Origin of the sequence: Candidatus Poriferisodalis sp., assembly GCF_965208925.1 — a bacterium.
Classification (GTDB): domain Bacteria; phylum Actinomycetota; class Acidimicrobiia; order Acidimicrobiales; family Poriferisodalaceae; genus Poriferisodalis.
On the sequence record NZ_OZ242364.1, the window covers coordinates 758,710 to 778,865 of the forward strand.

A 20,156-nucleotide genomic window follows, 5' to 3' on the forward strand; every position below is an offset into this window, starting at 1 on the left:
AGCCTTGCCGAGTAGAGGCGGTGAGGCTTCCGAAACCCCAGCAGCGTGATAGTTGCTGGGGTTTCGTGCGTCCCTGTGGCATTTGCCCGGCAGCCATCCACAGGACGTGTGTTACTCATTCCCTTCGTCCCTTCCGGGGCAACCTCTACGCAGTGTGAAAGTGAGTCAGAAATGACGGAACAGATGGCGTTGTTCACGATGCCAACAGAGCGACCGTGGCCCCCGTTTCGTGTCACACCCCCCATCTACGGTGAAGCTATGGCAACACGGAAAGCGCCCGGCCGGTCGGATCGTGACGGCATCACGCTGCCGCAGTTGTTCGCGATGTTCCCCGACAACAAGACCGCGGAGGCGTGGTTCGCTTCGGTGCGCTGGCCGGACGGCCCCCGCTGCCCGCGTGAGGGCTGCGGCTCTGCGAACGTGCAGGTCGGCACCGCGCACAAGACGATGCCGTACCGGTGCCGAGCCTGCCGCAAGTTCTTCAGCGTGCGGGTGGGGACGGTGATGCAGGACAGCAAGCTCGGCTATCAGACGTGGGCGATTGCGGTGTATCTGCTGAATACGGGCATCAAGGGCACTAGCTCGATGAAGCTGCACCGCGATCTCGGCGTGACCCAGCGCACCGCATGGCACCTTGCCCACAGGATTCGGGAGACGTGGGCCGACAACACCAACACGGACCGGTTCACCGGCCCCGTCGAAGTCGATGAGACCTACATCGGCGGGTTGGCGAAGAACATGCACGCCAAGGATCGCAAGCGTCGCATCTCGGGCACGGGCGGCAAGGACAAAGCCGTAGTCGTCGGGGTGCTGGATCGAGCGACCGGCAAGGTCTCCGCTGCGGTAGTGCCGGACAGTCGCAGGGCGACGCTGGTGCCGTTCGTGACCCGCCACACCCACGCAGACACGACGGTGTTCACTGACGAGCACGCTGCCTATCGACGGCTGCCCCGTGACCACTACGCGGTGCGGCACAGCACCGGCGAGTACGTGCGGGGTATGGCGCACACGAACGGGATCGAGTCGTTCTGGTCGCTGCTCAAGCGCGGGCTGCACGGCACCTTCCACCACGTCTCACCCAAGCACCTGCCCCGCTACGTGGCTGAGTTCGCAGGACGCCACAACTCCCGCAGCGCCGACACCGCCGAACAGATGCGCCAGACCGCGGCGGGCATGGTTGGCAAGCTGCTGCCATTCGCTGAGCTTGTCGCAGACGCAGCACCCGGCACCGTGGCCGAGCCGGATCGCCCGGAGCCGTGGTAGCCAACGGCGCTACGCGTCGACGTGTTCTTCTGCGTTGCTCTGATCTCGGATGAACCCGTTGTGGATGATTTCGACCGCTGAGTCGAGCAGTGTTCGGAGCGGTTCGGAATCCAACCTGTCGTCTGCGGTGGTTTCGCCCCAAAGCCTGAGCACTTCTGCGATCAGCTTCTCGCAGCGGTCGCGTTCGTCATCGGTCAGATACGCGAAACGGCTGAGTTCAGGGTCAGCCAGATCAAGGGCGAAATGCTGCTCGCTGATCGCGCCAGACGGCTGTGTGTACCGGATTTGGACGTTGATGCGGGCGGGCTTGTCAGTCATTGTTGCGCCTGCTGGTAGATGATTTCAGCTTTGGCTTCGAACCCTGCTGTCTTCTCACGCAGGGTGCTGAGCGTTTCTTGCACAGTGTCGATCTTGTCGTCCACCTTGTCGATTCGGTCGCCGAGCTTGTCGGCGTGGCGCCACAGGTAGCGCATCCCCATCCAAGCGACGCTCCCGAGGGCGAGGAAGCCGCCGAGAACGTCAAGCTGCTCGATGAGATTGGCGCTTTGGTCAGTGGCGGCCAGCAGCGAGGGCCATTGCATCACGCTGCCTAGCCGGTGAAGTCTCTGGTCGCGGCCAGCGCCAGCACTGTTGTTGCGAACGCTGTCGCTTTTTGAGCGACCTTCTCGGCTGCGACGTTGCGCGGCAGCCGAGCGACATCGTGCAGATTCGTATTCAGATGCCGTCGTATCTCATCGAGAGCCATCGGTTCCGAGGTATCGCGCTGCGATGGGTCGTTGGGCATGACGAGCTTCCTCCCTGCATCGAAGTCACGGCAAGTTACCGCCTTCGTTGCCAGTTTCGCAGGCGACGACTAGGCGCTCGACCGCGCCATCAGCTAGGCGTCAGCGCGATCACGGCTGCGCTGCGGGCAGGTCGCGTCCCGGTGTTTGACGATCTACCCGCTGAGCAGGTGGTCGTGGCAGTGCAGTCGCATCGGTTCCGCTTCAGCAGCGACCGCTTCGGGTATCTCGTACATGACGTGCAGAACCAAGGTCCAGCAGCGCTGTGTCATGTCGTGGCTGTGATCGAGACCGACGATGTGGTGAGCGAGTTCGTGCAACAGCAACCGCAGCGCGTAGCCGCCGAGTTCGTCGGCTGGCAGTCCGATGATGCGCTCCCCGTCTGCGGTGACGATTGAGCAGCCGCCAGCCCATCCGGTGCATTCGTCTGCACCGAAATCGAGCCGTGGCGCAGGCCCCGCGCCGAGCGTCCACACGTCTGTGACGATCTGCTCGGCTTCGGTGGCGGTGACGGTGCGCCACGGGTAGCGCTGTGCGTACAAGCAGATTTCCCACCCGTAGTCGCTGTGGGTGTCCAAGAACTCAGCGAGGCAATCCCGCACCGAGGCCGTGGTCGGCGGCGGCACGGTTGCAGGCGCAGCCGATGCCGTCGTGGTCGCGGGCGCGGGTCTAGTCGTGTGCGTGGTCTGTGGTGATGTCACGGGCGGCTCAGGCTCAGCGATCACCGGTGTTTCGATGGTGATGCACCCTGCAGCGAGCAACGCCACTGCGACCGCGACAAGGCAGCGCACCCGGCTATTGGATGCTGTTCACGGCTGAGTCGATAGCGACCATGACCGTCACCAGCCAGACCGTCCACATCACCATGCCGACATAGCCGACGATGACGCCGGTGAGTGCCATGCCGCGCCCGGTCAGTTGGCCGTCGCCTTTCTTGATCTGGCTGAGGCTGACGTGGCCGAAGATGACACCGAGCAAGCTCACACCGCACAATGCGGTGACCATCGCAGCGATGCCCAGTCCTGAGTTTTTTGGGGCGGGTGTGTTCATGGTGGTTCCCTCCAAGCAGGAGACACGGTTGTGTGCGATCACCACCACGCCAGCCACAAGGAGGGAACCATGTGCCGGTTCTCCTGCTGGGTGGTTGGCAGACCGTTTCGGGTCTTGGTGGTGATCGCAGTCGCGAACCTAACCGCTACGGTGAGCGCATGGCGAAACGACGGCCCGCCAAGCGGATGCCCGAGCCGATCCCCGACACCCCGGAGAACGTCGCCAAAGCGCTGATGAACACCCCGCCGAAGAAACCCGGCGAGTGGCGGTACGAACAGGAACGCGAAGACAGTTAGACGCAGCGGCTAGGTACCGCGTTGCGGTACTTGGCTATACCGACTTTGCGTTCTGTAGCACGCTTTGTGTAGGGTTCCCGACTATGGCAAGCACACGGTCCATGCAAGCTGCGACTTCACGCGCTCCCGGTCTCAACGGGCAGCAGGCTGCGGATCGTTACCAGTTCCTCGATGCTGGACGCCAGCAACGTGCGCTGGGCATCCGTCAGCGACTCATGCTTGAGATCGTCGAAGATGTCAAGAGCGTCGCCGCCAAGCACAATCTCTAGCTCTTCACGCACCCACGGGTCTGAGACATCTACGAAGTCCGTGAACAGCATGCGCAGGACGTTGTGGGCAGTTCTCAGTTGCGCGTCCAAAACGGCTTCGGGTGTGACCATAGACGGGGCAGGCTAACGGCGCGTCGAGGGGCTGCCTCTGGTGGTGCCCGACATCTGGCCCACGGACTGTGCAGGTTTCTGCACGGCTAGCCTGCCACCAGACCGGCTCCTAGGGATGGACAACTGCCATGAGTCGCAGCGTCGCGAACATTGTCGGGTTCGTCGTGTTCGGCTTCGCGTGCATGGCGTGCGGCTGGGCGCTGCTGAACGTCGAAGGCGGTCAGTACGAGGTTCAGAGCATGGTGCTGTTCGGTGCGTTGGTCGCAGCCACCGCGAAAGCGGCGCTTGACTGTCTCATGCGGATCATGGACGAAGCCTGAGCGATCCGGCGATTTATCGGCTTCGTCCGTCTCCTCTGAAGCAATGGCCGTAGCCGTTCAACGCGTCAGGGTCACAGTGGCGGGAGTCATCAACGCAGTGCCCCACTGACAGAACGAGCGCCACGATTGCGACAGCAAGCGCTACTTTCGATGTGGCGTCGCTTGCCGTGCGTCGGGTTGTTTTGCCATCAGGCGGTTCTGCGGGTGTTGGCTCCATCTCGTTGCTCCTGTCCGGCAGCGCTTCGGGCGCTCAGCTTCACAGGTCTGTGGATGGCTCGCCGGGCAAACCCGTGCGACACTTGGCCGCGTGGTCACTCAGCGAAGTAATCCCCCTAGCTAGGCGGGTTCAGTGTCCCGTCGAACCCCTGGTTATGGCTGCCATCGCACATCGGCTTGGTGTTCGACTCACCGCACCGGCACAGCGCCACAACCGCATCGCCGTCGGACAGCGTGTTCCCCTCGTGGTCCGCTACCTGGCAGGGACCGCGGACCAGCAGCGGTCCGTTGTCCAGCACTGTCACGGTGACGTCAGCCATGCGAATCTCCTGAGCTCGCCTCTGCCGCAGCGGCGTTTGCGGCAATGCGGCCAGTGTTGCACGCCCCAGCGCTGTATGAGGCAGCCGCCGAGCGAAGCGGTTCGGGCAGCGGCCGCGACGACACCACCGCGACGCGCTTGGTGGCGCGGGTCAGCGCCACATACAGCGCCCGCAGGCCCTGGGGCTCCTCGTCCACCATCGCAGCCGGTTCCACCACCACCACGCCGTCGGTCTCCAGCCCCTTGCACAGCCGCACCGGCGCCAAGGTCACATGCGGGTGCAGCGCTCCGGTGGCGTTGCGGCTCGCCGCAGTGGCGCGGCCGAAGTCCACGCCGGCGGCGGCAAGCAGCTCGGCGAGGTCGTCCATGAACTCGGCGGGCGACACCACCAGCATGCTCCCGCCGTCCAGCTCAGCTGCCTCAAAGACGACCGTGTCCAGCACCGCCTGCGCGACGCCATCAGGTGCCGTGACGAAGCGGGGCGGCGAGCCGTCGATGCGCACCGCAGCGGGCGGCGCCAGGCCCGGCGCGGCAGCAGCGAGCACCTGGTTGGCGAGCTCGAGGCTGGGCTGCGGGATCCGGTAGCTCAGCGTGAGCTCGGACTGCTGCGGCGCCACAGGCCCCGACGGCAGGTGAGCCAGAATCTCGTGCCAGCTCGACGGCGCATGTGCAGAGGTGGCCTGCGCAATGTCGCCGACCAGCGTCATCGAACCGTTGAGCGACCGCCGGGCGATCATGCGCAGCGCCATCGGCGGCTGGTCCTGGCATTCGTCCACCACGATGTGGCCGTAGGTGCGCATCTCGGTGTCGCTGCGGCGTTTGCGCGAGCGCGACCGGGGCCCCAGCACGGCGTAGGCCTCGTCGAGCACGGGCACGTCGGCATCGCTCCACTCGTAGTCGGCTTCGCTGTCGCCCCGGGGGCGGTACAGCTGCTCGGTCTCGGCATCGGCCAGCACCCCGCCGGCGGCCGACCGCAGCAGCGCGCGCGAGCCGTAGAGGTCGCGCAAGAGCTGTGCGGGGGTCAACAGCGGCCACATGCGCTCGAACGCCTCCATCACATCGGGATGACGCGAAAACCGTTCGCGCAGCTTGGACGGATCGGGGCGGCGTCGGTGCGAGTCCGACATGGCCGCATAGACCGCCTGCTCCACGTACGCCCGGCCCGCGTTGTGATGGCGGAAGCGGCGGCGAGCCTCGGCCACGATGGCCCGGGACGTCCCTGCGGCGAGCGTGACGTAGCCCAATCCGAACTCGAGTCGCAGGTCGCCGCGCAGCGGGCGCTGCCGATCCCGCACGGCGTTGGTCACCACCTGCGACATGCGGACATCGCCCTTGATGCGCGCCACGTCGGGCATGTCGGCCAGGCGCACCCGCACTTCGGGGAAGATCTCGTTGAACAGGTCTGCCAGCACGAACAGGTGCACGCCCGCCTCGCCCAGGCTCGGCAGCACCCGCTCCACGTAGCGCAGGAACAGCCGGTTGGGGCCCACGACCAGAACGCCCTGCCCGGCCAGCGGGAACCGGTACGTGTACAGCAGGTAGGCGGCGCGGTGCAGCGCCACGATGGTCTTGCCGGTGCCGGGACCGCCCTGGCACACCAAGATGCCCTTGCGCGGGCTGCGGATGATCTCGTCCTGCTCGGCCTGGATCGTGGCCACCACCTGGCGCAGCTGGCCGTCGCGGCGCTGCTCGAGCGCGGCGTACAGCGCCCCGTGGGCGTTCAGCCGGGGGCCGTTGCCGCCGTTGGCGCTGGCGTCGAGCGCATCGAGGTCGAAGATCTCGTCTTCGAGGTCAGCAAGGACACGGCCGCGGCACACGAAATGCCGCCGACGCAGAAGTCCCAGCGGGTTGCCGCCGGTGGCACGGAAGAACGGCTCAGCGATCGGCGCGCGCCAGTCCACCACCACGGGCTCCTGCCGCTCGTCCGCAACCGCAAGCCTGCCGATGTAGAAGGTCTCGCTGGGACCGGTGGCGTCGAGCACCTGCGCATCGGCGCTCGTCTTGTGGGGGCCTGTCGTCGATTCGCGGTCGATGCGGCCGAACACCAGCGACGACGAGCCGAGCTCGAGCTGGCTCAGGCGCCCTGCCACGGCATCTTCGATGACGTCGCGCTCGAAACGAGCCTGCCGGGTGCCGCCTCGACCCACTTCGACCATGTCACGCAGGCGCGTCGCCCGCTGCCGGGAAGACTCCAGCAACGCGTACGCACGGTCGATATGAGCTTGTTCTGCCTGAATTTCCGGATGGCTCACGCTGGGCTCGTCACCGCTTTTGAGGCTGATCAAGGCTACTGGCCGCTCGTCACCGGGCCGCACGGTTTCTGCGTCTGCGGACAGGCGAAACGCACCAGGCGAGCACCACGGCGGCGAACAGGGCAAGGGGCCACGAACCCAGCACCAGCGCCGGAGTTTTGCCTGAGCGAAGCTCGACCTCGCCGGCGAGAACTACGGCTTCGCGCAGCTCGCTGCGGTGCGTGACGCTGCCGCCGGGCGACACGATGGCGCTGTAGCCGGTGGTGGACGCCTGCAGCACCCAGCGCCCCGTCTCGACCGCCCGCAGCCGGGCGCTGGCGAGCGACTGGGACGGCACCACCGACGTGCTGTACGACGAGGCCAGCGTGGGGTTCGCAACGATGCGGCCTCCGGCCCGAACCCCGTCGCGCACGAGGTCGCTGAAGTACACCTCGTAGGAGGTGACGACTGCGATGTCGCCCAGCGAGGTGGACAGCAGGCCAGGGCCGTCGCCGGCGATGGCCTCGCGCGAGATCAGCGACAGGTCGGCGAACGGTTCCACCACGCTGCGCAGCGGCACGTATTCCCCGAAGGGCACCAGGTGGGCCTTGTCGTAGCGATCCGACAGGCCCGTGTCGGGGTCGATGGCAACTGTGGCGTTGCGGAATCGTTCGGCGTCGACTGCACGCTCGTAGAAGTTGGCGATCAGGACCGTCTCGCGCCACGCGGCCAGCGCCTCCAGCTCGGCAAGGTTGTCGGAGGCCTCCAGCGGACCGTCGCTCGATGTGCTGCTCTCGCTCCACACCATGAGATCGGCGCTGCGGGGCCAGGCGTTGGTGGTGTCGAGGTGGCGCAGCCGCACGCTGCGCTGGGGTGTGTCGACATGAGTGCCCAGTTCGCCGCCGGCCTGCACGACAGCCGCCGTGACGTTGGCGTCCACCGTGGTGGCGGGCCACGCCAGCGCCGCGATGGGCACGCCGACCGCCACCACCGCCGGCCACGAGACTGCGCACCACTCGCGTGCGCAGATCCGCTCGACGATGACGGCGCCCACGCCGACGAGCGCGACCACCCCCAGCGGGCCCGCAAGCACCGCGGCGCCCAGCCACGGCCCGCTGACCTGGCCCAGCGCCAGGTTCGACATCGGCACGCCGCCGAAGGGCACCTGCCAGCGCACCGCCTCGCCCAGGACCAGCGCGGCGGGCACGCCCAGAGCACGCCATCGGCCGCCAGCGGGCAGCAGCGACAGCGGCAGCGCCATGATGAGCGTCTCCACCGGCACCGCCGCAATCCATCCCGGCACGGTCAGCTCGGTCATCCAGAACAGGCCGAGCAGGTAGGCGCCCAGCCAGAACGCCGCGGCGACCTCGAGACGGTCACGCCAGCGCTCGGCGCTGCGGTTGCAGAAGCGCAGCCACAGGCCCAGGCCGACCGGGCCGAGCGGCCACAGCGCCCACGGCGGCAGCGACAGCATGGTGAGCGCACCCAGTGCGACAGCGAGGCCGTCGCGCAGCAGCCGGCTGCGGCTCACGGCAAGGCGACCGTTCGACCGTCGCGCAGCAGCCGATGCCTGCTCCGACTCACGGCGAGCTGCCTGCCCGGTCCGAGCCGAGGTGCTGCATGACCGCCGCTGCTGCCTCGTTGCCTTGGCGGATGCATGCGGGGATGCCGAGGCCGCGGTAGGCGGCGCCAGTCACGAACACGCCGGGCATCTCCCGAGCCAGCGCCTCCTCGATGCGATCGACGAGGTGGCCGTGGCCGGGCCGGTACTGCGGCAGCGACTGCGGCCAGCGCGAAACCCGCCACGCCGCGATCGCGCCGGGGTCGCTCAGGCCCCGCAACGGCGGCAGGCTCGACAGCTCTGTGAGCACGGTGTCACGCAGCTCGGCATCGTCAAGGCGCGTGTGGCGGTCGTCGTCGTCCCGACCCACCGACACTCGCAGGATCATGTTGGGCGTGCCTCCGTCGCCGTCGCCGGCATCGTCGGCATTCGCGCCCGCGGACGCGGCCCAGTTCGGCCACTTCGCCGACCCGTAGCTGCAGGCGGTCGTCAGCCAGCCGGTGTCCCGGGTGACCAGGAAGCCGGCCTCGGCCGGCGCTTCGATTGCATCAGGACGCACGCTGAGGGTCACGACGGCTACCGAGGCGTAGCCGATGAGTGCGAGCCGCGCAGCGGCGGTCGGCGCGCCGGGCAGCATCCCGGCGGCCGCATGGGCGGGCGCAGCGATGATAACTGCGTCTGCGTCGAGCACTTCGGACCCGGTATGCACAGCGAACCGCGTGCCGGGACGCCGGATTGCTTCCACCGGCGTGCCCAGCCGCAGGATGCATCCGTCCAACCGCTCCGTCAGCGCTTGAACAAGCCGGCCCATCCCGACGTCGAAGCTGCCGAAGATGGGCGCTGGAGCGCCTGCGGCGGGGGCCGGTTGCATCCGGCGCAGGCCGCGCATGAGGGAGCTGCTGCGCTCGAGTGCCTGGCCGAGGATGGGTGCCGATGTTGCAGCGTCCAACCGGTCGATGTCGCCCGCGCTGATGCTGCCAAGCAGCGGGCCGACCACCTGCGACGCCACCGCCGCTCCCAGGCGGACCCGCACGATGTCGCCCACGCTGGGAGGCCCGGGTAGGACGCGCACGTCGCCACTCGCGCCCTTGCTCGGCGCGTCAATCCCTTCAGGATCTCCCCGGCGCGCTGCGAGCCAGCGCGGCAAGACGTACACGGCAGCTTCAGCCGCGCCCTGCCGGTCGGATGCCTCGCGGTCCAATCGGCGCGCCGTCAACCGGCGTGGCAGTACGTAGTCGGCTGCGGCGCGCAGCTTGCCCGCAGAGTCGAGCAGCCCCGAACGCAGGAGCGGTCCGAGACGCGTGGGCACCCCACCGATCAGTCCATCGGGCAGGGCGGTGAGCTGCGGGCCGTGCTTGCCCGGATGCGCCACCGAAGCACCGCCGACGTCCGGCGAGATGCGCTCGGCCGAGATGCCCAGTTCGTCACAGAGCTCGGTCGCCCACGGCACCCGCAGCAGGAACGCATCGGCGCCCTCGTCGACCGGTCGGCCCTCGAATGGGGTCGTCAGGATCTTGCCGCCTAAGCGCTCGGCGCTGTCCACCAGCACCACTCGGGGAACTTGGGCGCCGTCAGGCGGATTCAGCAACCGGTACGCAGCAGTCAGCCCAGCGATGCCGCCGCCGACCACCACGACCCGCTGCGGTGTCATCGGCCCCACTCAGTCGGGCTGGATGTCGGGCTGTTTGGGCAGCGGCCGTCGGTACGCGTGCACGTAGTCGGTCAACCGTTCGAGCACGGCGGGGTCGGTCTCGGGCAGCACGCCGTGGCCCAAGTTGAAGATGTAGCCGGGCTCCTGCGTGCCTGCGGCCAGTATGCGGTCGGCGGCGGGGCGCACGGCGTCCCATCCCGCCACGCACAGGGCCGGGTCGAGGTTGCCCTGCAGCGCCACGCCGGGCCCGACCCGCCCGCGAGCCGCCTCGAGCGGTACCCGCCAGTCCACGCCCACGACGTCTGCGCCCACCTCGGCCATCTGGTCGAGCAGCTCGCCTGTGCCGACGCCGAAGTGCGCCCGGGGCACGCCCAGGTCGGCCAGCTCGTCGAAGACCCGCTTGCTGTGCGGCGCCACAAACTCGGCGTAATCGGCCGGTGACAGCGTGCCCGCCCACGAGTCGAACAGCTGCACGGCGCTGGCGCCCGCGAGCACCTGGGATCGCATCGACGCCACAGCAATGGACGCCAGCCGTTCCATGAGGTCATGCCACAGCGCCGTGTCGGCGTACATGAGCGACTTGGTCCGCAGGTGCTGGCGGGAGGGCGCGCCTTCCACCAGGTAGCTCGCCACCGTGAACGGCGCCCCTGCGAACCCGACGAGCGGCACGTCGAGCTCGGCCGCCAGCAGCCGCACGGTGTCGAGCACGTACGGGGTGTGCACCTCGGCGTCCAGCTCCGGCAGGCGGTCCAGATCGTTGCGGCTGCGCAGCGGATTGCCAGCCACCGGGCCCACGCCGGGCACCACGTCGACCCCGAATCCGACGGCGGCGGCCGGCACCACGATGTCGGAGAACAGCACGGCCGCATCGACCCCGTAGCGGCGCACCGGCTGCAAGGTGATCTCGGCGGCGGTGGCCGGATCGGCGATGGCGTCGAGGATGCTGCCCGATCCGCGCAGCGCCCGGTATTCCGGCAGCGAGCGCCCGGCCTGCCGCTGGAACCACACCGGCACCTGCTCGGTCCGCCGACATCGGGCGGCCCGCATGTACAGGCTGTCGCCGAGCCGGTGGATCGGATGATCCGCCGGCAGCGCAGCAGCCGGCGCCGCGCCAGCCCCAGAAGTCTCAGACATGCGCTGCGAACGGTACCGGGGCGGCCGAACTCACAAGTCTCGAAGATCCACCAAGTCGAAGACCCCGGCGGGCTCGTAGACCCGAATGACGACCAGAGTTGAACTGATGATTGTCCATCGATTCATCGGTGACCGGGCCGTGAGTCGGAATCCCGGCAGTTCGTCAAAGGGCCGATCCGCGAGATCGGAGAGTCCGCCAAGCAGCCGCTCACGCTCCTGGTCGCTCTTGCCACTGGCCCACTCATTGAAGCAGCCCTGTGGATCGGCGATTCGCCAAGTCACACCGCTGCGCTATGCGAGGCTGACTGGCTCGCCACGGCCGGCCCGTCGCGCCATCTCGCGCAGTTCTTCAGGTGTGTAAGCATCCGGCCGATCTGCCTGGTCAGACAAAGGCGAAGCAGTTTCAAAGGCCTCCAGCTTGTCCACGATCTCCTGGAAACCGGCTTCACCGAGGAGTCCTTCAAGCAGCGCTGTCGACATGCCTGTCTCATCCCAATCGATGCAGGAGACATCGAATCCGGCGACATCGACGAGCACGCGGAACGCGTCGCGCTGGACTGACTCTGACTTGAAGTCGTTGACGGCCGCAGCGATGTCCGGCATGACTTCCAGCAAAGCACTGAGTTGCGTATCGCTCACCCTGCGGACTCCTCGCGGTGTACTGCCGGGACCCTGCGATCAACCGTCGTTTCGCAGGGTACTCGCATGCCCAGCCCGCGCTGCCCGACGTCCGACGAACGGGTCACTTCCACAGCCGCGACACCGCGACTTGGAACGTTGAGGTCGAGGCCTGCGCCCAACACGGTCGTTAGCGTCGAAGCGATGTGTTGGTTTCGGCGGCAACGAGTTCTCGACTCGCGACCGCTTGCCGCGTCCCACGACGAGTCGGCGCGACGCCTGCCGCTGCCGGTTTCTGCCTGCGTTCCACCCTGTATCTCGTTGATTCTGCTGGTTTCTCTCGCCGCCGCCTGCGGCGAATCAAGCCCGGTCGAGCAAGCGAGGGCGGAATGCGAGGCACGCGCGGGGCACACAGAATTGCTGCTGCTGGCGCCGATGCTCTACGTCTGTTACGAGATCACGGTTGAGGATGACGGTTGGCGATTGTGCAACCTCAGCGCTCCAGCCCTGCAGGTGCGAACCGACGAAGCCGAGGTGCCCGCTCCTTGGCCATGCGGCAACACAAGGTCCCGATACGCCGTAGACGACGCGGAACTAGAAGCAGAACTGCTTTGGCCACCCTCGGTAGTCGCACCCAAGGGCTGTGATTCGGCGCTCGACTGGCTCGAGAGCTATCTGAGCTCAGTCAGACATGCTGCGGCTACGGAGCAGGCTGCCCTCGCGTCGGACAGCGCGACGGCAGACGATCTCGCTGTGGCCTATGCGCGCCTTGGGCGTCTCTTGGAGCAACTCAGCCCGAGAGCTGAAGCCGCAAGGGGCTCCTGCATCGAAGACCTTGGCGTCGATGCCATCGCGGTGACAACAGGCATTCATGAAGTCGAACGCGAACTCAACGAGGAGTACAAGACGTTCGTGATGGGGTGCATCGCTCACTTGAGCGTGGACTGCGGGGTGCTGGCGCCGACAGCGAAGGAATCGTGCGAGGGCATGAGTTCCGAGTTTGTGTATCTCTTGAACCAGGAGACGTTGGATCTGTTCTCTCTGGATGGCTGGCCTCACTCAGCACGGGCAATCGGATGCACCTTGATGGAGCGCTCTGAATCTGGCGAGGCTTCCGGAGCTCGCCCGGCGGATCGTCTTGCTGCAGGCCACCCCGCGAACATCCAATCGGTGGCGTAGGAGCCGTGCCTGACATGGTGGCTAGCGTCAGGGCGATGGGCCGGTTCAAGCGGCGACGCAATCTCGAGTTGCGACCACTCTCCGAACTGCACGATGAGTTCGCGGACCGTCCAAGAGCCGAGGCGCTCTTAGCGGAGGCGGAGGAAGAACTGACGCACCGCGAGCGTCGCGAGGCCGACTAGCTGACGCCAAGGTCCGGCTGATTCACTCGATCGGCAACGACCTCACAGTCCGCACCCCAAACGCCCTTGAGCAGCGGCCCGGCGCAAACCGTCGGCAGTCAACTGCAGTTCGGCGGCGTTCATGTTGTTGCCGTCGACTGTCGCCTGTGTTTCTTCGGCTCCGAAGCTCGCGAAACGCGCGACAGCGGCCCGCTCGCGCCGATCTTGAAGGACATTGCGCACCCACTCGTCGTCTATGTCGTTCTCGTCTGCCCAGCGCTCAACTTCGGAGTCGATGTACTCAACTTCATCCGCCCAAAGCTCACACCTTGGGCCATGCGATGCGCAGACGCCATGCCGCCGTCGATAGGGCATTCCGCACCTGCGTCACCTCGATGAATTCCGTCGGCCCTGCGAGACCGCAGGTACCGGCGCAGCGGCAGCCCCAGGAGTGTCAGACATGCGCTGCGAACGGTACCGGGGCGGGGACGGGTGCCCGGTAGCCTCACGCGACCCCGGCGAAGCGGCCCGGCTCGCACGTGCGTTGCTGGATGCTCGCTCGCTGGGTTCTCGCTTGCGGACGGAGGCTCCGATGGCACCCGACACTGGGCTGGTCGAAGCTGAGCGTCCGCTGCGCATCGCGCTGCTGACGTACCGGGGTCATCCCTGGGTCGGCGGCCAGGGCATCTACGTTCGTCACCTCGCCCGTGAGCTGTCGGTGCTCGGCCACAGCGTCGAGGTGTTCAGCGGGCCGCCCTACCCCCACCTCGACGACGGCATCAAGCTGACCGAGCTGCCCAGCCTGGACCTGTACCGCATGCCAGACCCGTTCCGGGTGCCCAAGCTGGCCGAGTTCCGCTCGCCCATTGACGTGCTGGAGTGGCTCATCACCTGCACGGCCTCGTTCGCCGAGCCGCTGACGTTCAGCCTGCGAGCATTCGGGGCGCTGCGCAGCCGGCTGGACGATTTCGACCTGGTGCATGACAACCAGTGCCTCGGCTACGGCATCGACTGGCTGCGCCGGGCCGGCATGCCCACGCTCGGCACCATCCACCATCCGATCACCGTGGACCGGCGGCTCGAGATCGCCCACGCGCCCACACGCGGCAAGCGGCTCGCCATGCGGCGCTTCTACGCCTTCACCAAGATGCAGAACCGGGTCGCTCGGCGCCTCGACCGGGTCGTCACCGTGTCTGCCAACAGCTTCGACGACATTGTCGCTGACCTACGCGTTGACCCGAGCCGCCTGCACATAGTCACGGTCGGCGTCGATCCGCAGCAGTTCCGGCCCCTCGAGAACGTGACACCGGTGCCGGGCCGGCTGATGACCACCGCCAGCGCGGATGTCGCCATGAAGGGCCTGGCGTACCTGCTCGAAGCCCTGGCGAAGCTGCGCACGGAGAACCCAGCGCTGCACCTCGTGGTGATCGGGCGGCCCAAGGACGACTCGGCGGCCAGCCGGCTCATCGATCAGCTCGGCCTGGCCGGCAGCGTGGAGTTCGTTTCCGGCGTGCCCGACGAGCGAATCGTCGAGCTCTACAACGAAGCAGAGCTGGCCGTGGTGCCTTCCTTGTACGAGGGTTTCTCGCTGCCTGCCATCGAGGCGATGTCGTGCGGGGTGCCGCTGGTGGCGACCACCGGCGGTGCGCTGCCCGAAGTCACCGGCGCCGACGGCGAAACGTGCCTGCAGGTGCCCCCGGGCGATTCGGAGGCGCTGGCGGCGCGCATCGGCTGGGCCCTCGCCCAGCCGGATCTGAGAGCGACCGTCGGCGCTGCCGGCCGGGCGCGGGTACAGGCCAACTACTCATGGGCTGCGACGGCCCGCAAGACGGTCGAGCAGTACCGGGCGCTGCTGGCCGAAGCGCCAGCGACGCCACCACGCCGGCGCGACTTCAGGGTGCTTGCCCAGCGCTGATGCTCACTGTCGACTACGAGCGTCTCGGCGCCGTGCGCGGCGACCGGGTGCTGGACCTGGGCTGCGGCGCGGGCCGTCACGCCTTCGAGAGCGCCCGGCGCGGCTGCGTCACCGTCGCGTCGGACCGCGATCCCGAGGAGCTGCGCGCCGTCACCGACATGTTCGCGGCCATGGATGATGCCGGCGAGATCGACGCGCCGGCCGGTCAGCAGCTCGGTCATGCAGTCGTGGCCGATGCCACCGCGTTGCCCTACCCCGACGCCAGCTTCGACCGGATCATCGCTGCGGAAGTGCTCGAGCACATCCACGATGACGAGCAGGCCATCACCGAGCTGGCACGGGTGCTGCGACCCGGCGGCACGATCGCAGTGACCGTGCCGGCGCGCACCGCCGAACGGGTCTGCTGGGCGCTGTCGGCCGACTACCACGCACCCGCGGTGCCCGACGGCCACGTCCGGATCTACCGATCGGAGGAACTGCGGGCGAAGCTGGCGGCGGCAGGCCTGTACGTCTCCGACAGCCACGGTGCGCACGGCCTGCACACGCCGTACTGGTGGCTGCGGTGCCTGGTGGGGCCTCGCAACGATGAGCATCCGCTGGTGAAGGCGTATCACCGGCTGCTGGTGTGGGACATGACCGCAGCGCCGCCGCTCACGCGCACGCTGGATCGGTTTCTGAATCTGTTGCTGCCCAAGTCGCTCGTGCTGTATGCGTACAAGGCCCAGTCGCACCAGAAGGCTCAGCCGTTCGCTCAACCAGTGGGAGCCGCACATGCAGCCTGAGTTCACGCGCTCAGATCTGGCTGCGAGTCCCGACAGTGGGCGTGACCGCCCCACACAGCTCGCGGTCGGCACTGCGCCGCTGCTCACGCCCGAGCAAGTCGCTGCCACGGCCGATGCCATCGAGGCGTGCCAGCAGCCCGACGGTCTCATCCTGTGGTTCGACGGCGGGCACGCCGATCCGTGGAATCACACCGAAGCCGCCATGGCGCTGGCGTCGGCAGGCCGGCACCTCGCCGCCGAGGCCGCCTACCACTGGCTCACCGCCAACCAGCACCCTGCGGGAAGCTGGCACAACTACTACACCGCCCACGGCATCAAGGACGCCAAGGTCGACACGAACTGCTGTGCCTACGTCGCCGTGGGTGTGTGGCATCACTGGCAGGCCGCCGGTGACCGCGGCTTCGCAGAATCCATGTGGCCGACGGTCGAGCGGGCGCTCGACTTCGTGGTCGGCCTGCGCAAGTCCAGCGGCCACATCCCGTGGGCGGTGCACGCCAACGGCACACCGTGGCCGTATGCCCTGCTCACCGGATCGTCGTCGATCGCGCACTCGCTGCGCTGCGGCGTCGCCCTTGCACGCCTGCTGGGGCGCGAGCGTCCGGACTGGAAGCGGGCCGCAACCGAGATCGAGCGATTGATCCGTCACCGGCCGGACTCGTTCGAGCCCAAGGACCGCTGGGCAATGGACTGGTACTACCCGGTGCTGTGCGGCGCGCTCGAATGCGCTCAGGCCCGCGCTCATCTCGCTGCGGGCGCGCCGAAGTTCCTGTTGCCTCAGGGCGTGCGCTGCGTGGCCGACCAGGCCTGGGTGACCGCAGCAGAGACCTGCGAGTGCGCGCTCGCCTACCTGCGCACCGGCGACATCGTCACGGCTCGCCGGCTCTTCGAGGCCACGTCTGCGATGCGAAACGCCGACGGCAGCTACTACACCGGCTGGGTCGTGCCCCAGAGCAAGACCTTTCCGGATGCCGAGCGCACCAGCTACACCGCTGCGGCCGTGCTGCTGGCCGCCGACGCGCTCGACCGGCGCAGCGAGGCTGCCGACGCGCTCATAGTGAAGCCAGGCAGCTAGCCCCCGCCAGTCTGCGGATGCTGCGCAGCCGGTCCGCGACCGCCGCAGATGATCGAGGGCGCGCTGAGCGAGGCGCCGGTCAACTCAGAGGTCGGCGCAGGACGCGCAGGCTGCCGACGGCCGAGTGCTCGGCGAAGCCGTCGTCGAGGGCTCGCAGCCAGATCTCGTACGGCGGCCGTCCGCCGTCGGCAGGATCCGGGAATACGTCGTGGATGGCCAGCAGGCCGCCCGGCATCACCTTCGGCGACCAGGCCTCATAGTCGGCGTGCGCTGGCGCGGGCCCATGGCCGCCGTCGATGAACACCAACGCCGCGCTCGACCAGTGCGCCGCGACCGTGACCGAGTCGCCCACGATGGCCACGACGGTCTCTTCGAGGCCGGCGTCGATGAGCGTCTGGCGCAGGATCGGCAGCGAATCCATACGACCGGTTTGGGCGTCCACCAGCCCTGGGTCGTGATGCTCCCAGCCCGCCTGCATCTCCTCTGAGCCGCGGTGATGATCGATGGTGAACAGCACGCCGCGGGCGGCTGCTGCGGCAGCACCGAGGTACACCGCCGATTTGCCGCAGTACGAGCCGATCTCCACCAGCGGTCCCAGCGGGGCCGCCTCGGCAGCCGCCCGGTACAGCGCCAGGCCCTCGTCGTGGGGCATGAAGCCCTTCACCTGCTGGGCCAGCGCCGCCAGCTCGGGGTTCATCGGTGCCGGGAGGTCGGGCCCGCTGCGGGACGGGCGTCGGGATGGTCACCGGCATGGTCCTCGGGCCGGGCGAACAGCACTCGATCCAGCAGGATGAACTTGCCCGCCCACAGGACCCCGAAGCCGATGAGGTTCGCTGCCGAGACGGCCACGGTCGACTGCCACCACATCTCGGCCAGCCCGACGAGCACCGTGGAGATGCCGAGCCCGGCGAGGCTGTAGGCCCAGAACGGCAGGATCTCGCCGGCGAGCGAGTGCCGGTCGGTGCGGGCCCACACCCACCGCCGGTTGGCGTAGTAGGCAGGCCCGGCGGCCACGCACACCGCCACCACGTTGGCCACGACCGCAGGCCAGTCCAGCACCGCATAGGCCACCACGAGCACCGACTGGGTCACCACCACCGTGCCGGCCGACACTGCGCTGTAGCCGACCAGCCGTCCGAAGAGCCCCCACCTCACCGCCGGTGCCTCACTGCGGGAATCTCAGGGCGCGGGGCGCCAAGAAGCTGAACCGGAAGGCCAAGCCGCGGCCCGAGCGGCCCGCAGGCGGAGCGAAGTGGTCACTGCTCCGCCGGCGCGTTCGGCCGGTAGAACGCGGCCAGCAGCAACAGCGTCGAGACCAGCCCGCCGGCGATGGCGACCACGAACCAGACCGGCCCGCTCCAGTCGAGGCCGAGCGCGTTGTCAACCGACCAATCGCCGGGACCGGTGGCCGCCACGGCCGCCGCGGCCACGGCAAGCACGAACACGTACTCCCAGCCCTCACGGATGATGAAGAAGCCGTTCTTGCGGTGGCCGACCCACCCTGCGGTGGTCATCACGCCGATGAACGCCATCGCGCTCAGCGGCGTCAGCAGCCCGAGCGCCAGGCCGATGCCAGCGCCGATCTCGGTGAGGGCAGCGAGGTAGGCGTGCAGCAATCCCGGGCGCAGGCCTTCGGCAGCGAACCAGTTGCCGACGCCGCGGATGCCGCCCCGGAACTTGGCGATGCCGTGGAGCGCCAGGGTGACGCCCACGATGACTCGCAGGACGAACAGGCCCAAGTTGATGCTGTCAGGGTCCATGGCTCTGGGGCCTCCTCAAGATGATGCGGCGAGACGCTGGCGTACAGACCGTACTTACAGGTCGAGTCGGTAGACGTTGGTGTTGCGCTGGTTGAAGCCGAGCCGGGCGTACAGGCGGTTGGCGGCCTCGCGGTCGGGTCGGGAGGTCAGGTCGACCGTGCGGGCGCCCGCCTGTCGGGCGATCTCGATGGCACGCCGGTTGAGCGCAGCGCCGATGCCTCGCCCGCGTGCGGCCTCGTCCACCACCACGTCCTCGATCCACGCCCGCAGCCCGCTGGCCAGCGGGAAGAGCACCAGAATCATCGCACCCACGATCTCGTCTGCCCCATCGCGGGCGATCAGCACCGTGTTGGCGGGATGACCGACGATGCGCTCCAGCGCCGCGGCGTCAGGCGGCGGCGAACTCGACAGCTGCGGGTGCAGCCGCGCGAACGCGCCGACCAGCTCATCGCCGACCTGCTCGCACACCTCGATCCGCGCCTCAGGGTTTGCCGAGTCAGCTTCAGCCACGCTGCGCATCGTACGACTGCGGGCGCGCCTCATTGCCGAATCGTTCAGGGCCAGGCCGCAACAGGCTGCCGCTAGCCTCGCCGACGTGGGCCATCTTGAGTGGTTGGAGCGACCCGAACCCGGCAAGGACACCATCCTCATTGCAGCGTTCTCGGGCTGGAACGACGCCGGCGATGCGGCCACCGAGTCCGCCAAGTACCTGCGCCGCCGTTTCCGCTGCCACCCGGTGGCCCAGATCGATCCCGAGTACTTCTACGACTTCGCCTCGGTGCGTCCCAGCGTGCAGGTGACCGACGGCGAGCGGAAGATCGACTGGCCCACGCCCGATGTGCGCATCGGCGAGGTCGACGACGGCCGGCCGGTGGTGACCGTGCTCGGCGTGGAGCCCCGCCTGCGCTGGCGCACCTTCTGCGACGTGATCATCGAGATGGCCGATTCGCTGGGTGTCTCCACGGTGGTCACGCTGGGTGCGCTGCTCACCGACACCCACCACAACGCGCCGGTCAACGTGGTGGGTGCATCCAACAACGCCGCCCTCAACCTGAACATGGGCCTGCGCCAGTCCACCTACGAGGGTCCCACCGGGATCATCGGCGTGCTGAACGACGCCTGCCACCGGGCGGGTTTCGACAGCGTGTCGTTCTGGGCCACTGTGCCCACCTACGTGCACAACTACCCCTCGCCGAAGGCCGCCCTGGCGCTCGCCGAGCGGGTGGGGCAGTTCCTGGGCGTCACGCTCGGCGAGTCGGAGCTGCACAGCGCCGCTGCCAACTACGGCCGCCAGATCGACGAGCTGGTCGCCGGCGACGACACGCTGGCCCAGTACGCGCAGCAGATCCTCGAGGAATCCGCCGCCGAAGCCGTGGAGGACTTCAGCGAGATGGTCGAGAACCCCGACGGCCTCATCGACGAGCTGGAGCAGTTCTTGCGACAGCAAGAACCAGACTGATCAGCAA

Annotated in this window: 26 protein-coding genes; 9 read left to right on the forward strand and 17 right to left on the reverse strand. The window is 68.0% G+C overall.

Annotated features, from left to right (window positions below; translation table 11 throughout):
- The first annotated feature begins 258 nt into the window (after window positions 1-258).
- Window positions 259-1,263 carry an IS1595 family transposase gene (locus ACOGI5_RS03220; RefSeq protein ID WP_419863032.1) on the forward strand — a complete coding sequence of 335 codons (1,005 nt, stop codon included), beginning with the start codon at window positions 259-261 and terminating at the stop codon, window positions 1,261-1,263.
- Window positions 1,264-1,272: 9 nt separating this feature from the next.
- On the opposite strand, the gene ACOGI5_RS03225 is transcribed toward ACOGI5_RS03220, so the two are convergent.
- The 5 genes from ACOGI5_RS03225 to ACOGI5_RS03245 all read right to left on the reverse strand — a co-directional run bounded on the left by ACOGI5_RS03225 (window position 1,273) and on the right by ACOGI5_RS03245 (window position 3,095).
- Complete coding sequence (locus ACOGI5_RS03225; RefSeq protein ID WP_419863033.1) at window positions 1,273-1,581, reverse strand: hypothetical protein; 309 nt, start codon at window positions 1,579-1,581, stop codon at window positions 1,273-1,275.
- Entirely contained in the window at window positions 1,578-1,844 is a 267-nt protein-coding gene (locus ACOGI5_RS03230) for a hypothetical protein (RefSeq protein WP_419863034.1), read from the reverse strand. Before ACOGI5_RS03230 ends, ACOGI5_RS03225 begins: the two co-directional genes overlap by 4 nt.
- Before the next feature lie 8 nt (window positions 1,845-1,852).
- Window positions 1,853-2,047: a hypothetical protein gene (locus ACOGI5_RS03235; RefSeq protein ID WP_419863035.1), complete on the reverse strand. Its 195-nt coding sequence runs from the start codon at window positions 2,045-2,047 to the stop codon at window positions 1,853-1,855.
- A 153-nt stretch (window positions 2,048-2,200) separates the two neighbouring features.
- A complete protein-coding gene (locus ACOGI5_RS03240) occupies window positions 2,201-2,746 on the reverse strand; it encodes a hypothetical protein (RefSeq protein WP_419863036.1) in 546 nt (181 codons plus the stop codon).
- Window positions 2,747-2,840: 94 nt separating this feature from the next.
- Window positions 2,841-3,095 carry a DUF4190 domain-containing protein gene (locus ACOGI5_RS03245; RefSeq protein WP_419863037.1) on the reverse strand — a complete coding sequence of 85 codons (255 nt, stop codon included), beginning with the start codon at window positions 3,093-3,095 and terminating at the stop codon, window positions 2,841-2,843.
- A gap of 158 nt (window positions 3,096-3,253) precedes the next feature.
- Between ACOGI5_RS03245 and ACOGI5_RS03250 the strand changes: the two genes are divergently transcribed.
- Window positions 3,254-3,391, forward strand: a complete 138-nt coding sequence (locus ACOGI5_RS03250) for a hypothetical protein (protein WP_419863038.1) — start codon at window positions 3,254-3,256, stop codon at window positions 3,389-3,391.
- Window positions 3,392-3,507: 116 nt separating this feature from the next.
- Here ACOGI5_RS03250 and ACOGI5_RS03255 read toward each other — a convergent pair whose 3' ends face one another.
- On the reverse strand, window positions 3,508-3,771 hold the full coding sequence (locus ACOGI5_RS03255) for a hypothetical protein (protein ID WP_419863039.1): 264 nt from the start codon (window positions 3,769-3,771) through the stop codon (window positions 3,508-3,510).
- 128 nt (window positions 3,772-3,899) lie between these two features.
- Here ACOGI5_RS03255 and ACOGI5_RS03260 point away from each other — a divergent pair, with 128 nt between their 5' ends.
- On the forward strand, window positions 3,900-4,091 hold the full coding sequence (locus ACOGI5_RS03260) for a hypothetical protein (protein ID WP_419863040.1): 192 nt from the start codon (window positions 3,900-3,902) through the stop codon (window positions 4,089-4,091).
- 332 nt (window positions 4,092-4,423) lie between these two features.
- Here the strand turns inward: ACOGI5_RS03260 and ACOGI5_RS03265 are convergent, their stop codons facing one another.
- The 6 genes from ACOGI5_RS03265 to ACOGI5_RS03290 form a co-directional block, all read right to left on the reverse strand.
- Complete coding sequence (locus ACOGI5_RS03265; RefSeq protein WP_419863041.1) at window positions 4,424-4,627, reverse strand: CDGSH iron-sulfur domain-containing protein; 204 nt, start codon at window positions 4,625-4,627, stop codon at window positions 4,424-4,426.
- On the reverse strand, window positions 4,620-6,878 hold the full coding sequence (locus tag ACOGI5_RS03270; RefSeq protein ID WP_419863042.1) for a HelD family protein: 2,259 nt from the start codon (window positions 6,876-6,878) through the stop codon (window positions 4,620-4,622). Before ACOGI5_RS03270 ends, ACOGI5_RS03265 begins: the two co-directional genes overlap by 8 nt.
- 49 nt (window positions 6,879-6,927) lie before the next feature.
- Window positions 6,928-8,388 (reverse strand): apolipoprotein N-acyltransferase, encoded by a 1,461-nt coding sequence (gene lnt, locus ACOGI5_RS03275; protein WP_419863043.1) that lies wholly within the window; start codon window positions 8,386-8,388, stop codon window positions 6,928-6,930.
- A 49-nt stretch (window positions 8,389-8,437) separates the two neighbouring features.
- Complete coding sequence (hemG, locus tag ACOGI5_RS03280) at window positions 8,438-10,069, reverse strand: protoporphyrinogen oxidase (RefSeq protein WP_419863044.1); 1,632 nt, start codon at window positions 10,067-10,069, stop codon at window positions 8,438-8,440.
- Between the two features lie 9 nt (window positions 10,070-10,078).
- The gene (gene hemE, locus ACOGI5_RS03285; RefSeq protein ID WP_419863045.1) at window positions 10,079-11,203 is read right to left on the reverse strand and encodes a uroporphyrinogen decarboxylase; all 1,125 of its coding nucleotides are present in this window, start codon (window positions 11,201-11,203) and stop codon (window positions 10,079-10,081) included.
- A gap of 291 nt (window positions 11,204-11,494) precedes the next feature.
- A complete protein-coding gene (locus tag ACOGI5_RS03290; RefSeq protein WP_419863046.1) occupies window positions 11,495-11,842 on the reverse strand; it encodes a hypothetical protein in 348 nt (115 codons plus the stop codon).
- Window positions 11,843-12,574: 732 nt separating this feature from the next.
- Between ACOGI5_RS03290 and ACOGI5_RS03295 the strand changes: the two genes are divergently transcribed.
- Together ACOGI5_RS03295 and ACOGI5_RS03300 are read left to right on the forward strand one after the other, a co-directional pair.
- Window positions 12,575-13,000 (forward strand): hypothetical protein, encoded by a 426-nt coding sequence (locus ACOGI5_RS03295; RefSeq protein WP_419863047.1) that lies wholly within the window; start codon window positions 12,575-12,577, stop codon window positions 12,998-13,000.
- A gap of 35 nt (window positions 13,001-13,035) precedes the next feature.
- On the forward strand, window positions 13,036-13,182 hold the full coding sequence (locus ACOGI5_RS03300; protein WP_419863048.1) for a hypothetical protein: 147 nt from the start codon (window positions 13,036-13,038) through the stop codon (window positions 13,180-13,182).
- Between the two features lie 42 nt (window positions 13,183-13,224).
- On the opposite strand, the gene ACOGI5_RS03305 is transcribed toward ACOGI5_RS03300, so the two are convergent.
- Entirely contained in the window at window positions 13,225-13,536 is a 312-nt protein-coding gene (locus tag ACOGI5_RS03305; RefSeq protein WP_419863049.1) for a hypothetical protein, read from the reverse strand.
- Between the two features lie 217 nt (window positions 13,537-13,753).
- On the opposite strand from ACOGI5_RS03305, the gene ACOGI5_RS03310 reads away from it, so the two are divergent.
- Genes ACOGI5_RS03310 through ACOGI5_RS03320 form a run of 3 tightly spaced genes read left to right on the forward strand, consistent with a single transcriptional unit; the run spans window position 13,754 to window position 16,930 of the window.
- On the forward strand, window positions 13,754-15,076 hold the full coding sequence (locus tag ACOGI5_RS03310; protein WP_419863050.1) for a glycosyltransferase family 4 protein: 1,323 nt from the start codon (window positions 13,754-13,756) through the stop codon (window positions 15,074-15,076).
- Window positions 15,076-15,858, forward strand: coding sequence for a class I SAM-dependent methyltransferase (locus ACOGI5_RS03315; protein WP_419863051.1), 783 nt, complete (start codon window positions 15,076-15,078; stop codon window positions 15,856-15,858). The genes ACOGI5_RS03310 and ACOGI5_RS03315 overlap by 1 nt, the downstream gene beginning before the upstream one ends.
- A complete protein-coding gene (locus tag ACOGI5_RS03320; protein WP_419863052.1) occupies window positions 15,848-16,930 on the forward strand; it encodes a prenyltransferase in 1,083 nt (360 codons plus the stop codon). The genes ACOGI5_RS03315 and ACOGI5_RS03320 overlap by 11 nt, the downstream gene beginning before the upstream one ends.
- A gap of 79 nt (window positions 16,931-17,009) precedes the next feature.
- Here the strand turns inward: ACOGI5_RS03320 and ACOGI5_RS03325 are convergent, their stop codons facing one another.
- The 4 genes from ACOGI5_RS03325 to ACOGI5_RS03340 form a co-directional block, all read right to left on the reverse strand.
- A complete protein-coding gene (locus ACOGI5_RS03325) occupies window positions 17,010-17,627 on the reverse strand; it encodes a class I SAM-dependent methyltransferase (protein ID WP_419863053.1) in 618 nt (205 codons plus the stop codon).
- Window positions 17,624-18,085, reverse strand: coding sequence for a GtrA family protein (locus ACOGI5_RS03330; RefSeq protein ID WP_419863054.1), 462 nt, complete (start codon window positions 18,083-18,085; stop codon window positions 17,624-17,626). Before ACOGI5_RS03330 ends, ACOGI5_RS03325 begins: the two co-directional genes overlap by 4 nt.
- A gap of 101 nt (window positions 18,086-18,186) precedes the next feature.
- Window positions 18,187-18,690 (reverse strand): DoxX family protein, encoded by a 504-nt coding sequence (locus ACOGI5_RS03335; RefSeq protein WP_419863055.1) that lies wholly within the window; start codon window positions 18,688-18,690, stop codon window positions 18,187-18,189.
- Window positions 18,691-18,744: 54 nt separating this feature from the next.
- Window positions 18,745-19,341 carry a GNAT family N-acetyltransferase gene (locus ACOGI5_RS03340; RefSeq protein ID WP_419863056.1) on the reverse strand — a complete coding sequence of 199 codons (597 nt, stop codon included), beginning with the start codon at window positions 19,339-19,341 and terminating at the stop codon, window positions 18,745-18,747.
- On the opposite strand from ACOGI5_RS03340, the gene ACOGI5_RS03345 reads away from it, so the two are divergent.
- Window positions 19,286-20,149 carry a PAC2 family protein gene (locus ACOGI5_RS03345; RefSeq protein ID WP_419863057.1) on the forward strand — a complete coding sequence of 288 codons (864 nt, stop codon included), beginning with the start codon at window positions 19,286-19,288 and terminating at the stop codon, window positions 20,147-20,149. The two genes, ACOGI5_RS03340 and ACOGI5_RS03345, sit on opposite strands and share 56 nt — an antisense overlap.
- Window positions 20,150-20,156: the final 7 nt, after the last annotated feature.